A 15,019-nucleotide genomic window follows, 5' to 3' on the forward strand; every position below is an offset into this window, starting at 1 on the left:
TGTTTAATGTTGGTTATAATTTTATCGGCTATTTTAATACTTTTATCAACTTTCTAAACTAGCAAACTTTATAGGCCCAGACTTGTAAATAAATATCTGGTTCAGCTTCCGGTAGGTTGGCAAATGGCTCTCCTTTTTCAACTAACGTCCATTTACCAGCAGCTTCTAGAGCTGGCAGCTTTTCTTTAAAATCACTATTCTGGTAATAATCGGGACGAATAGTAAAAATAATATATCCCCCTGGCTTGGTTATACGAATTAGTTCATCAAAACCACTGCTGGGAGCATGGCCTAATGTGAAAGTTCCGACGCTAACAATCCCATCAAAGGTGTCCGTTGCCAACGCTAAAGATTCGCCCAATATTCCTTGGTGAAGTGCGATGTAAACGTTCTTTTTTCTCGCTTCTTCCAGCATCCCTGCTGAAATATCCATTGCCTCTAGATTGCCATATCCGCGCTGATGCAAAAGTTGCCCTACTAGCCCAGTTCCCGCCCCAGCATCTAAAATTTTCGCTTCTTTAGAGAGATACTTGACCAAAACCTCGATAGCTGGTTCTGGTCCGGTATAGTTCTCGGGCAGCAAATCTTGCTCGTACTCCTTAGCCCATACATCATACCTTTCGGCTAATTCTTGATTGTTTTGAGAACTGTAGACCCAATGTACCGTATCTGTTTTTTTACTCATTTGTTTGGCATTCCTTAGGGTGATCATGCATTACTTTGATCAGGGGTGTTGCTGATTATGGGTATGGTTTTGCCCCCCTAGCCCCCCAAGCGAGGGATTGCTCGCTTGGGGGGAACAAAACTATCAAAGTCCCCCAAGCGAGCAATCCCTCGCTTGGGGGATTTAGGGGGCTTTAATAAAACCAAATTATCGCGCATTCATTCCTTAATTCAGCAACGCCTGATCAGGCTACTAGTTATGTTCACTAGCGCTTATCATAGTCATGAGGTACATATAATTCTAGGAGCGGGTTTAGCCCAACGTTTTGCCCAGATTGAGATATGACACTAAAACCCGCTCTCCAAGATAGACCTCACCCAAACGATAATTGCTATGATTGCTTAACTTTTCTAATCTGATCCATCTCAAGTTGCAGTCGCTTAGCTACAACTAGAACTTGGGGTTCCATCATCATCATGAAATGGTTACCTGGAACAACATGCAATTTAACGGTTTGGGTAGAAAGCTTACTCCAGCCCCAAGTTGGATCTTCTAGAGTCATTGCCTGATTAGGTAAATAATCCCCTAAAGCACCAACCTCACTGGCTCGGAAGAAGTTAATCGGAGTTGAATCAATCTTCTGGGGTAGATAGCTCGCACTGGCTTGAGTATTAGCCTTATAAACTGCCAGAATTCGCTTCAACTCAGTTTTGCTCAACATCTGTCCAGCCTTTTGCAATTGTTCCAGGAGATAACTCAGTTGTTCATCTCCATCTAGAGACTGGAGTATTTTTGGCGAAATCTTGAGGTTTTGACCCAAAATGCTTTCATAAATACTGGCTAGGTTGGTTATGCACTTGGTATTATCCCATTGAGCTGCATCTTTTTCTGGAGCCGGAACCTCTACCTGAATATCCATCATGGCCAGCAAAGATACTTCCTGCCCCTGACTCAATAGCTGTTGAGCCATCTCGAAAGCCACTTTGCCTCCAAAAGAATGACCCCCTAATAAATAGGGTCCGTTGGGTTGAACTGCTTGTAGGGCTTTAATATGGTGGGCAGCAATATCTGCCATACGAGTATAAGGTTGGAAGTCCTCCTCAAGACCAAGGGTACGCAAACCATATAACGGTTGTTCCGAATCTAGATGACGTGCCAACTGCTGGAAGTCAAAGACATTGCCAAGAATTCCGGAAACCAAGAATAAAGGAGGCTTTGACCCCTCGGGCTGAATGGGCACTAAGGTAGAAAGGAAGGAGTCGGTTCCGGTGGAATTATTTTGGGTTGCTAGGCTTGGCGAATCGAGATCAGCAAAAACTTCTTGGGATAAATAATCAACCATTGCCTCTATGGTTGGATAGTCAAATAGTACAGTTGAACGTAGAGAGCAGCCCACGCTAGATTGGAGATGATTCCTCAACTGAACTGCCATTAGAGAATCCAGACCCAAATCAATTAACCTTTGCCCCAGTTCTATTTGATCTGGAGAATTTAATCCTAAGGTTTTAGCAACTTGGGTACGAACGCGCTCTACTAATAAATCCCGACGTTGGTTAGCCGGAACTGCCTCTAATTCTGTCTTAAAATCAAGATTTGTTTCCCTAACAGTAATATTTGACGCAACATCTTCATAGAAAGGTGGCAGACTGTGGAATTGCCGTAGCCACTTGTCCCAATCCACTGACATTACACCTACTTGTGCTAGATCTTGTTGAAGCAGTTGTTCCAGTGCAAACAATCCCTGCTTTGGAGCTACGTTTGCCAGCCCCCAAGCAGCTATTCGCCCCTGATGGTCAGTATTCAGTTTTGCCCCCATTCCTATCTCACCCCAAGGTCCCCAATTAACGGTTAAAGCAGGTAATCCCAAGGCTTGACGATGAGCTGCTATTGAATCGAGAAAGGCATTAGCTGCCCCATAGCTCCCTAGACCGTGAGAACCTAATAAGGAGGCAATGGAGGAGAAACAGACAAAGAAATCCAAAGGCTGGTTTTGGGTAAGAGCATGTAGATTCCACGTTCCCTGTACTTTAGCAACCAGAACTTGGGCAAAGCGCTGCCAATCTTGCTGCGACAGTCCGCTGAACTCAACAACTCCAGCTGCGTGAACTATACCCCCTAGAGGAAGCGAGGATTGCTCTATCTTAGTTAGTAACTCGCTAACTTGCCCTGGATTAGACACATCTGCTTGGGCTACTACCACCCTAGCGCCTAAGTTTTCTAGCTTTCTTAACTTATGCTCGATCGCTGGTTTAGGGCTACTTCGTCCTACTAGCACCAGGTTTTTTGCCCCTTGTTCTACCATCCACTGGGCTACCAGTAAACCTAAATCTCCTAAGCCACCAGTAATTAGATAGCTGCGATCATTGTGGAACACCAGAGGCTTGTTTGTTTCAACAACAGGGGATCGAGATACTAGCCTAGCCACATAACGAGCTTGGTTGCGAAATGCTACTTGGTCTTCTTTATCCTCTGACTGAATTTCTGCCCATAGGGTTTGTATCTCATCCACTGCTGGGTTGGGGTCTAAATCCACCAGGACGGAATTGAATTCTGGGTATTCTAAACCAATAACTTTTCCCATGCCCCATAAGGGAGATTGAGCTACTCCAGGCACAGCAGGATTTGCTCCCACTGCTTGGGCTCCTCGGGTAGCAAACCATAAGCGAGGAGGTAACCCATCTTGCTTCAGGAGAGTTTGGATTAGATATAAAGTACTGCCACAGCTAATCCTTGAGGCTAACTCTAGGTCAAGGGAGGAATCTAAGCTCCATAGATGTACCACCCCATCAATGTTCGAGATTTTCTCCCAGAGCTGCTGATAGTGTTGAGGATTAGCAGGGTCTATCCTGAAGGTTTGCTCAGCTATCTGTTCGTACTCCTTACCAGGGAAGACAACTGTACATCCCTGGTCTTGGGACTGGAGTAGGGCAACTAACTGCTGGCCAACTCCTTGACTATCAGTAAATATCAGCCAGTTTTTCGGCTTGAGTAGTGCAGAACCCTGACGCTCTTTGATACGCCACTCTACCTGATAAAGCCAATTGTCCAGAGACTTCTCGGAGGTTTTGGTCAGTGCTTCCTGCTGGCTCGTTTTACCGTTACCGTTACCGTTACCATTACCGTTACCGTTACCGTTACCATTTGGGTGAGGAAGCAGTCCCTGCCGATACCAATCAGGAGCCTCTACCCAATAGCGCTGTCGCTGGAAGGGATAAGTAGGAAGTTGTTCCCGACAGCGCCCATAGTCACAATCAAAACCAAACCAATCTACTGATACTCCCTGGACATAGAGTTGACCCAAACTGGTCAGGAGTTGTTGCCAATCATCGTGTTGAGGACGCAAACTGGGAAGCCACAATCCCTGATGTTCCGGTAAACAGTCGCGACCCATGCCCAACAGGATTGGTTTCGGACCAATCTCTACCAAGACTTCCACACCCTGCTGTTCCAAAGTATTCATACTAGCAGCAAATTGGACTGGCTGGAGAATATGACGACACCAATAACCTGGGGTTGCTATCTCTTCTGTTGCTACTTTACCGGTAACATTACTTACAAGCTTAATTTGTGGTGAAGAAAAGCTGATTTGTCGAGCCACATGCTCAAACTCTTGCAGTATTGGCTCCATCAAGGGTGAGTGGAAAGCATGGGATACCGTTAATTTTTTGGTCTTGATGCCATCAGCTAGAGTGGTAATAACGGCATTAATTGCTTGGCGCTTTCCAGAAATTACGATACTTAATGGCCCATTAATCGCAGCAATAGCAACATCTTTTTCATAGGGTTTAATGGCTGCGATCGCTTGTTCTAATGAAGCCATTAAAGAGACCATCTCCCCATCTTGAGGTAAAGCCTGCATCAGCCTTCCCCGTTCGGCAATCAGTTTCAGACCATCTTCTAGACTAAACACTCCAGCCACACAAGCAGCGACATATTCCCCTACGCTATGACCCATGACTACATCGGGTTCTATGCCCCAAGATTTCCACAACTGGAACAGGGAATATGCGATCGCAAATAAAGCCGGTTGGGTATAAGCCGTCTGATTCAGTAACCAGTTATCAGTGCCTAGTGATTGGTCAGAGTCGGGATAAAGTACTTCTAGTAAAGATTGGTCTAGATAAGAGCGCAGGATTTCGTCGCAGCGATCTAGGGCTTCCCGGAAAGTAGGTTGGGTTTCGTAAAGTTGACGACCCATACCCACATACTGGGAACCCTGCCCAGTAAACATAAAAGCGATCGCGTTTGGTTTTTGCTGAGTATTTACTACACGAACCATCGATGGCGGAAAAGCTGCCAATTGTTCCTGTAGTTGCTGTTTAGATTCAGCCACAACCGCTAAACGATGGTTAAAGTTTTTGCGTCCGGTATTAGCCGTAAAACAAATATCACCCAATTCGGCATCAATATCACCATCAAGATAATTGACATAACGTTGTGCCAACTCTCGTAAAGCCTGATCTGTTTTCGCCGATAGTGTCAAAACATGCCTTGGACGTTCCCTGTTCCCTGTTCCGAAGTCCCTGTTCCCTTCTTCCGGTGCTTCTTCCAAAACCACATGGGCATTGGTTCCTCCCATACCAAAAGAACTCACTCCAGCCCGGCGGGGAGTTCCATTTCTTTCCCATTCAGAAAGTTTCGTATTAACGTAGAAAGGGCTATTTTCAAAATCAATGTTGGGATTAGCTTGTTTAAAGTGGAGCGTTGGCGGTATTTGCTTGTGTTTTAAGGCTAATACTGTTTTAATCAGTCCGGCAATTCCTGCTGCTTCAATCAAATGTCCAATGTTAGTTTTTATTGAGCCAATGGCACAAAAGCCTTTTTTATCACTACTCTTGGCAAATGCTTGGCTTAGGGCTCCTATTTCAATCGGGTCTCCGAGAGCTGTTCCTGTTCCGTGGGTTTCTACATAAGTAACCGTACTAGCATCCACCTCAGCTTCTGCCATAGCGGATGAAATTACCTCTAGTTGACCTTCCACGCTGGGAGCTGTATAGCCCACCTTCAAGGCTCCATCATTATTAACAGCAGAACCTTTAATCACTGCTTGGATATTATCCCCATCTTCAATCGCTTTGCTGAGTAATTTGAGGATAACAATACCAACTCCATTACCAAATACAGTTCCCTTCGCTTCAGCATCAAAAGCTCGGCAGTGACCATCGTCAGAAAAAATCATATCCTCTTGATAGAGATAGCCCGTCTTTTGGGGAACTGTAACCGCAACACCTCCTGCCAGAGCTATGTCACATTCGCCGCTTTGCAGACTTTGGCAAGCCATATGTACTGCCACTAGGGAAGTAGAACAAGCCGTTTGTACATTAACGCTCGGCCCAGTTAAATTCAACTTGTAAGAAACCCTTGTGGGCAGAAAATCCTTACCATTTGCTAACCTTACCTGAAGATCGAAGGCTGAACCTAAAAAGGTGCGTTGGGGGGAAAAACTGCGGCTAGGATGAACATTGTTGATTAAGTAAGTATTCATGCCCGAACCAGCATAAACCCCTACCGCTCCTTGATAGGTTTGAGGATTGTAGCCAGCCGTTTCTAGAGCTTCCCAAGCACATTCTAAGAAAATCCGCTGTTGGGGATCCATAATTTCTGCTTCCTTGGCGCTGTAGCCAAAGAAAGAAGCATCAAACTCCTCAACACCAGGTAAAAAAGCCCCTGCATTGACGTAGTTAGGCTGATTCAATAAGGTGGTGTCCTCTAATTCCAATTCCTGCTCACCAAAAAAGGAAATGGATTCGATCCCATCTCGCAGATTTTGCCAAAATTCATCAATATTCTTAGCACCTGGGAAACGACCAGACATGCCAATGATGGCTATTTCAGTTTCAGTTTTGGTTTTCCTTTTCTTTGGTTTACGGTCACTCAGAGTTAGTTCTTCTTTTTGTACCTGACTTAAATTTTGAGCCAAACTCTGTATGGTTGAGTATTGAAACAGCTTGACAATGGATAGTTGGGAGCCAAACGTTGGTGTTAATTTGTTATAAACCTGGGTCAGGAGTAAAGAATTACCACCTAGTTCAAAGAAATTATCCTTAATCCCCACTACCTCTAACTGCAGAACTTCCTGCCATACCTTAGCAATAACTTGCTCTGTTTCTGACTGGGGCTTCACTAGAGCTGTTGCCAAATCGGGACGAGACCGGTCTGGGGCAGGAAGTGCCCGGCGATTTACCTTGCCATTGGGGGTCAGAGGCATTTCCTCTAGGGTCACAAAGCCAGCTGGAACCATGTAGTCAGGTAGATTTTTGTGCAAATAACGACGTAATTCTGGTTCCAATTGGCTGGCTACTTGTCCTTGTAAGGGATTATTAGCATAGGCTGTCCAGGGCAGATGACCAGATGACTTCATGGGGAAGTTGGGAGCAGATGTGCCTTTTTGAAATAAAACATCATAGCAACCCTTAGTTTGGGAGTCAGACCAGTTAATGGCAATGGTATAAGGCAGTTTATCGCTTAATTCCCACCAATCTTCTGGTTCTATCGCATCAACCTTTAACTGTTGGAGGTTTTCCCTTAGTTGACCTACCGTAGCCCTTTCTCCATTGTCCAGCAGTTCCAGAAGCTGAATTTCTTCAGACAAACGGCCATTAGGTACTCCTTTGATACCTAGCACCTCTGGCTCTTGTTCCACCAGTATTTCCTGGATCGCCCTCAATGGGTTATCATTATCATTATCTTTCGCCTCTTCCCAGTTTAACCAGCTCGGCTCTGGTGTAGGAGAAATATCTTTACCGACATGAAAAATTGCATCATAGCGGAATTTGCTCATTTCATTCTGGTAACGCCCCCGCCTGAGCTGTATTTGGACGTCACTAATTTGGGGCAGATGTGCCCCCAAGGCGGTGAAAAAGCCCGGGTCGATGGCCATTTGCCCCTCTTGGACTATGGCTTTGCGCACTCGCTGCAGCAATTGCTTTTTGGTCAAGGAGCTGGGAGCTTGCTGCAATTGTATAGAGGCGTGGAACGCTTCTAACAAGGGCAAACTACGTACATCTCCAATGAAAATGCTTCCCCCAGGTTTTAGCAACTTCGCTGCGGTTTCAATCACGTCTACTAAGTAATCAATACCGGGGAAAAGTTGCACCACTGAGTTAATGATTAAGGTGTCAAATTCTCCGACCTCAATTTCCTTAATAGCTTTGTCAGCATAACCCTGGCGCAGCTCGACATGAGACCAACTGCCCTCCAATTTATCCATTTGTTGTTGGATATAGCGCAGGGCTTGGGGAGCAATATCTACACCGCAGTAAGAGGAGGTATGGGGCGCAATCCGAAATAACAACATCCCAGTTCCGCAACCAATTTCTAGTACACGGTTGGGTTTACAGGAGAGAATCCTCTCCACTGTCCCCTCTACCCATTCGCGCATGTGGGTAGCTGGGATAGGCGCACCAGTATAGCTGTCGTTCCAACCACTGATGTTGAAGGTGGGATCGGCTTCGGTTGCTTCTTGGCTATAAGCCAGGTTCCACAACTCTTGCCATTGCTCTTGGATAGCTTGGGCTTCGCTTTCGTCTTTCTCTTCACTACCTTGGTAGTTGGGATTGGCAACAATATAAGCTACCAGCCGTTTATCCCCTCCTGAAACACCATTGCCTTGGTTTTCCTGGGCAACAACGACACTTTGATGTACTCCAGAATGTCGGTTCAGGACTGATTCGATTTCTCCAAGTTCAATGCGGAAGCCGCGAACTTTGACTTGATGATCGATACGACCGAGAAACTCGATCTTGCCATCAGGCAAGTAACGGGCTAAATCTCCAGTTTTGTAAAGGCGTTCTGATTTTGATGCATCAAAGGGATTGCTAATAAATTTTTCTTTGGTTAAATCTGGACGATTACGATAACCTCTAGCCAGACCAGCGCCACCAATGTGTAGTTCCCCAACGACTCCAATCGGAACTGGCATCAGATGGGCATCGAGGATATAGATTTGCGTATTGGCAATGGGTTGGCCGATTGATTCTGGGGCATCTTTAGCTTGTTGAGATTGCCTCTGTTTGCCTACTTCGTGGACAGTTGACCAGATAGTTGCTTCTGTAGGACCGTACATATTCCACAGGGAAGCTTTCCTATCTAAGAGCTGATCCGCGAGTTCTGAGGGTAACGCTTCGCCACCACAAAGGATTTTTAACCCTGGGATACCTTCCCAACCGGATGCTAACAGCAAATACCAGGTGGCTGGAGTGGCTTGCATCACCGTAGCGTCAGAATCTTTGATCAGTTTCCCCAACAACTGCCCGGAAGACGCTACTTCACGGCTGACCAAAACGATCTTGGCTCCAACACTAAGGGGCAGGTAAAGTTCTAGTCCGGCAATATCAAAGGATATGGTGGTAACTGCTACCAGAGTATCCTGTGACCTTAATCCAGGCCGTTGGGCCATGGACGTTAAAAAGTTGACTACGGATTGATGAGGAATTTGCACTCCCTTAGGTTTGCCTGTGGAACCAGAGGTGTAGATCGTATAGGCTAAGTTTTCCGGCTTTACGCCACTATCGGTGTTTCCCTGGCTTTGTTGAGAGATGAGTTCCCAATCAGTATCTAAGCAAACTCTTGTTAATTGTTCTTTGTCGGCAACTAATGACTCTTGATGGGTAACTAAGGACGAATCAGTCAATAATACTGGTGCTTGGGCATCTTCTAACATATAGGCCAAGCGCTCTTGGGGATAAGCTGGATCTAAGGGCACATAAGCCCCACCTGCTTTGAGGATTGCCAATAGTCCCACCAGCATTTGGTGCGTACGCTCAACACATATCCCCACCAATACTTCTGGCCCTACACCCAGTTCTTGCAAATAGTGAGCCAGTTGATTGGCTCGTTGGTTCAGTTCTCGGTAAGTTAGTTGTTCCTCTTCAAATACTACAGCTACTGCATCTGGGGTGCGTTCAACTTGCTCTTCAAACAACTGATGGATACATTTATCTTGGGGATACTCTGCTGAGGTATCGTTCCATTCCACCAGCAGTTGCTGCCGTTCGGCTTCAGTTAACAGGGGCAAGGTAAAAATCGACTGCTCTGGATTGGCGATCATTGCTTGTAGCACCGAAAGCCAATGCCCCAACATTCGCCTAATTGAGTCGGATTTAAATAACTCTGTGTTGTATTGCCAGCTTAATGTTAATTTTCCTTCTTTTTCTTTAGCTACCACCACTAGATCGCACTGGCTGGTGTAGGCTGATATTTCTTTGAGTTGTGCTTCGCTAATTGCTGTCTGTGACAGAGGGAATGGTTGATCGCACCACACCAACATCACTTGAAAAATCGAGGCTTTTGCTAATTCTTCTGCTAATTCCTCATTTCTGTTAATCCCCTTGAGGAGTTCCTCAAATGGGTAATCTCCATATAAGGCCGCTTCTTCAACGGTTTGGCTAACCCGCTTTAAAACTTCTTTCCCACTGATATCACTGCTTAGATCTGTGCTTAGATCTGTGCGTAAGGCAATCGGATTAATCCTAACTCCACCCTGGTGTTCCCCTTCCTGGGAGGTCTTCAAACCCCTGGATTCCTTTACGCTAGTTGCCACGGACCCGATGATGAGATCTTCGATGCCCGTATAACGCAGCCACATAATTTTCAAGGCGGTCAAGAGCACGGTAAACGGGCTGACCTTGAAGCGAGCACTAAAGGTTTTTAGCTCTTTGTAAAACTCTCTATCCAGCTTGGTGACTTCTGTTGCTTCCTTTCCCGATGACACCGATAAACGCTGATTATCTATTGGGATTTCTAACAATGGTAAATCCCCTGATAGCCTTTGCTGCCAGTAGGTTCTTTGTTCGGTTAGATGGATTTTTGGCTCAACCGTTGTCCCTGTAACCATTACACAATCCCAAGTTTTTTAAACACTAAATACCTTAAACGATAATCAGAGATAAATCAAGGGTGAGCTCCTGAAAACTTCAGATTCTGTCTTGACCCTGTGCTTCCCTAAGTGGGATTTTTATGGATGATATTTGTCAAAATATGAGATGCAACCCTCCCAGCGCTGAGGCTTTTTGTGTTTGCACATACTGCTGGATGTGACCAATAAATTAGTTGCTAACAGGCTGACATTAATGTCAGCCTATGCTTACCACAAGAAAGCTTTACTTAACCCATGTAATGCTCAATACTGCTGATCCAATCCTAATCTGATGGGTTGCTTTTTGGTTAGAGTTTGCCAATATCTGCTTAGCCTGATAAGCTGGTTTTAGTTCTGTAATTAACTCATCTAACTTCAGTGCTCGTTGTCGTAGATAAGAAACAAGATTATCATGCCCCAATTGATAGCGGTCAGCAACAGGCTCCGGTACCTTAACCACTAAGCCCGACTCTACTAAAATCCTTAACACCAACTCTAATTGATCAGCTTCTGTTCCTAAATGATTAGCTAACTCAGCCTTGGTCTTCAGTGGACGATTGCCTTTTTCATCGGTTAGTAAATATAGCACCAGTTCCGCCACCTGCTGATTTTCTGCTCCACAATCCTCCACTACTCCAGTCAAATACCGCGCCATCAATCCTGGCTTTGAACCCCGTTCCCAATAGTGTTCTAGGGTAGTAATACTTTCTGCCTGCAATTGGGCTCCTACTATCTGCAATTCAAGGGGACGTACTTCGGATAACTCCCCAGCTAAATCCTGTACCAATTCTTCAATCAAAGCTGGTTCCAGATACAAATGGGATTGTTTAGTTACTTGCTCAATCACCGACTTGGCATCATCTCGGTAAAAATTCCCTAAAGGATAGCGCACATGCTTACTCAATATGTCATTGCCAATAATTTCCATACTGGCCATGGGATTAGCGCTACCCGACCATGGTGCGCGTTCCCATTCCAGTAAATAATGGAGATAATCCTCCCGCATCGACAGAATCACCTTCACTGAGGGAGTAGTAAGACACTCTCCTAGGAATTCAAAAAATTGCCGTCGCTCAGCTTTATTCAGGTAAACAACGAAAAAGTCTTCAAACTGGTCAAAAATCAGTACTGTCCGCAAATTGTGCTGTTCATTTTGCCGCAATTGTTGTATAATACCATTTGGGCTTTGTAGGGATGTTTGATGGAATGTCTCTAAATTTCTTCCGTTTAATCCCTCTGCCAACTATACGGGCAAGGGGTCTCCCCTTATAATCTCCGATTTAACGGGAGGGGAATTGCCCGACAGCGTCTGGAAGTTCTCAACAGATTGACATGCAGGTCACGCTGCGCGATTGTAAGTGGTATAATAGCACAGTGATCTTAACGTACTGCTACAAAATCAAACCAAGTCCCGAACAGATAGCCATCATGGAAAGGTGGCTTGAATTGTTGCGTCGTCACTGGAACTATGCTCGTTGGACTTCGGCTTGATTGGCTCAATCGGACTCGCTCACCGATTGATAGATGTAATTTGATTAGTGAGCCGATAGGTGTTATTCCAGAAGCGGTCAACTATTACACTCAGCAGGCAGCCCTCAAAGAAACCAAACAGCTATTCCCTGAGTACAAACAAATCTACGCAGAAACTCAGCAAGTTAACCTACAACGACTCAAAAAAGCATGGGATAGGTGGCGGAAGCCTGTCAAGCATGGGTTACGCGGGGGAAGACCTCGGTTCAAGAAACAAGGTCAATTAAGGTCATTCGTGTTTCCACGTGTGAACAACCCCCGTGCCGGGGCGCATCTAAAAGATGGCTTTCTATTGCTCAGTCGCATTGGTGAAATACCTGTGGTCATGCATAGACCAATACCAGATGGATTTACACTTAAACAGTGTACTGTCGTCAAAAAGGCTGTTCGCGTAGCGTGGCCTTTTGGCCATGGTTGGTATTGTTGCATTTCAATGAAAGATGATACCGTACCTGAGCTGTTACCTGTGGATTCGGTTAGATCTGCTGTCGGTATCGACGTTGGCTTAGAAAAATTTTTAACCACCTCAGACGGTGAAGCTATCCCTATTCCTCAGTTTTATCGTAAGGCTCAAAACAAATTGGCTTTAGCTCAACAAGTAATGTCGCGCCGTGTCAAGGGGTCTAAAAACTGGGAAAAAGCCAAAAAGAAAGTGGCTTTATTGCATCTTCATTTAACCCGTTGCCGAAAAGAATTTCATTATCAAGTTGCTCATTGGTTATGCAGTAAATACGACCATTATGCTCACGAAAATTTAAATATCAAAGGACTCGCAAGAACTAAACTAGCGAAATCAATATAGGTGCGCTTTCCGTTGGCGAATTAAATTCGCCACGGGTCGCACCTCATGATGCAGCCTGGGGCGCATTCCTGGAGATATTACAAGCAGTAGCGGTAAGACGCGGTTTGTTAGTCCAGTTCGTCAATCCACGGGGAACAAGTATTGAGTGTTCTAATTGTGGCTCATTAGTTGAAAAAAGTTTAAGTAATCGCGTTCATCACTGTTCGAGTTGTAACGTCAAAATTGACAGGGACTGGAACAGTGGCATCAACATTTTAAATCGTGGATTATTGGCGGTTGGACTGCCGCTCAATGGCTGTGGTAAATCGGCACAAGATGCCGTGGAGCAGCAAGTCTCATTTGTAAATCTGAGAAGCCCACATCATAATCTTTGATTTGATGTGGGAGTAGTCACTAAACCCTCCCCAACCATACTGTTGCCCTAGGGATTGTTGATATTGCTTAAGTTGGAACGCTGTGAGATACTGCCCCTGCTGGAAATAAAGCGATCGCAAAGCCTGAAAAATCCGATTGTAAAACCGAGGATTATTCTGAGGTGCAATAACCCTTGCCTGTTCTAGATGTTGGAGTGCAGCTTCAGGGTGACCCAGCCGTTGTTCAGATTCAGCTAACAGTAGTAGATAGAGACTCGTTTGAAGTGAGTGCATGGTCCCGAGTGCATTGTCCTGAATGCTGACTCCTGAGTTAAGAGATGGTTTTGTGCCCTGTGTTTCCTGTGTTACCTCTGTTTCCTGTGTGCCCTCTTGGGCAACACCATAGGAAACTGTCCCTATAGTGTTTAATGCTTTCTGAGCATTTTGCTTAGCCTCTTGCCAACGAGATTGGTTAAGAGCCACTTCTGCTAAAAATCCGTAAGCTTGGGCTTTTAGTGGTGCCAGACCTTGCGCCCCTAATAGGATTTGGCGTTGCTGTAACCCTAGGGCATTGTGAGCCAAGTGATACAAATCATCCCAATCCTCCAGACGTTGCATCACCTCACCTAGTTGATTGATCAACTTAGTGACTAAATCATGACGATTCAACTGCTCAAACCTATCAAGACACTGCTGGAATAATCCTCTAGCATCGTTCCAATAGAGACAGTTTTCTGGTTCCCGAGACTTTTCCCCCTGCTGGAAATAACACAACCCAATGTAAAACAGGACAATTCCCTGACGCTCCAGGAATTGCTGATCAGAAACGGTCATCTCATTGACCGTAGTATCACTGCCGTTTTCTAAATTATTGAGATCGTCTAAGTAATTTAGATCTGCTAAGTTATCTAGATCTGCTAAGTTATGTAAATTAGATGACGAAACATTATTCCCACTCTCGTGATCTCGTGATCTCGTGATCTCGTGATCTCGTGATCTCTCAGTGTCTGTTTGAGCTGGTTGCCAAAATGCCAAACTTTGCTCATAGTGAGTTACTGCACTACCCAACTGAGAGTTAGCATAAGCCTCTTGACCGCGAAGGAATTCTATACTAGCTTTGAGAGCAGGTTCAAGGGTTTCACCCCGATGCTGTAAATCCTTCAGAGCAGCATCAATTTCCTGGTGACGTAGAACACCTATATCAGTAGGGACAAAGTATGCTATACTATGGGATTTTAAAATATAGTCAAAGATAGCATCGGTAGTCTCTTGGAGTTCAGTAATTAAGGTTTCTGTTGCGTACGCAAATTCTATCGGTGTCCCCAAACTCTCGAAATCTGGAGCAAACTGGGTTAGTTGCTGCTGAACGTCATCTGTAATCCATAACACCAAGGGGAAAGGAAGATTTTTCTGAAACTCTTCGAGCACTTGATTAGTAACACTCAGCATCTGTGCTAGATTCTGGACCGATTCTAAGCCCAACACCATCACAGCACTAGGGCGTTCTTCTGCCAGTATTGACCGAATGGTGTCATACAGCACGTTGTCCGATGGTTTAAGGGTTACGGTATGAATGTCAAGGTCCGAGAGTGTTGGTAATTGCGCTACCAAACGGAAACGCACCCTAATATAATTACAGCGGGCTAAAATCAGCTTGAACTGTCCCTGAGACCCTTCTACTGCCGACGCCAGTTTTTTCAGGGCATGCTGATTTTCAGTTGCGATCGCATTAGAGTTGTCCATCGACCAATGTAGGGTCTTCCCGCCATTCAAGTAGCCATCTTAAGTGTTAACTCTAACATCCAAACTCCAAA

4 protein-coding genes and 1 pseudogene are annotated in these 15,019 nt (G+C 45.2%); 1 reads left to right on the plus strand and 4 read right to left on the minus strand.

All coding sequences use genetic code 11. The features are described 5' to 3' along the window. Positions 1 to 58 precede the first annotated feature (58 nt). The 3 genes from BJP34_RS34670 to BJP34_RS34680 all read right to left on the minus strand — a co-directional run bounded on the left by BJP34_RS34670 (position 59) and on the right by BJP34_RS34680 (position 11,763). Complete coding sequence (locus tag BJP34_RS34670) at positions 59 to 685, minus strand: class I SAM-dependent DNA methyltransferase (protein WP_070397037.1); 627 nt, start codon at positions 683 to 685, stop codon at positions 59 to 61. Between the two features lie 370 nt (positions 686 to 1,055). Then, positions 1,056 to 10,499 (minus strand): non-ribosomal peptide synthetase/type I polyketide synthase, encoded by a 9,444-nt coding sequence (locus BJP34_RS34675; RefSeq protein WP_229424173.1) that lies wholly within the window; start codon positions 10,497 to 10,499, stop codon positions 1,056 to 1,058. A 265-nt stretch (positions 10,500 to 10,764) separates the two neighbouring features. Beyond that, a complete protein-coding gene (locus tag BJP34_RS34680; RefSeq protein WP_070396263.1) occupies positions 10,765 to 11,763 on the minus strand; it encodes a hypothetical protein in 999 nt (332 codons plus the stop codon). A gap of 131 nt (positions 11,764 to 11,894) precedes the next feature. Here BJP34_RS34680 and BJP34_RS48200 point away from each other — a divergent pair. Next, positions 11,895 to 13,226: pseudogene (locus tag BJP34_RS48200) on the plus strand (RNA-guided endonuclease InsQ/TnpB family protein). Here BJP34_RS48200 and BJP34_RS34690 read toward each other — a convergent pair. Beyond that, positions 13,188 to 14,948, minus strand: a complete 1,761-nt coding sequence (locus BJP34_RS34690; RefSeq protein ID WP_070396264.1) for a tetratricopeptide repeat protein — start codon at positions 14,946 to 14,948, stop codon at positions 13,188 to 13,190. The pseudogene BJP34_RS48200 and the gene BJP34_RS34690 overlap by 39 nt on opposite strands. Between the last annotated feature and the right edge of the window lie 71 nt (positions 14,949 to 15,019).

Source organism: Moorena producens PAL-8-15-08-1 (assembly GCF_001767235.1).
Taxonomy (GTDB): domain Bacteria; phylum Cyanobacteriota; class Cyanobacteriia; order Cyanobacteriales; family Coleofasciculaceae; genus Moorena; species Moorena producens_A.

Bases quoted from the DNA above. Each gene is read 5' to 3' on its own strand.
- BJP34_RS34690 (WP_070396264.1), bottom strand. From the start codon at position 14,948: ATGGACAACTCTAATGCGATCGCAACTGAAAATCAGCATGCCCTGAAA.
- BJP34_RS34675 (WP_229424173.1), bottom strand. From the start codon at position 10,499: ATGGTTACAGGGACAACGGTTGAGCCAAAAATCCATCTAACCGAACAA.
- BJP34_RS34670 (WP_070397037.1), bottom strand. From the start codon at position 685: ATGAGTAAAAAAACAGATACGGTACATTGGGTCTACAGTTCTCAAAAC.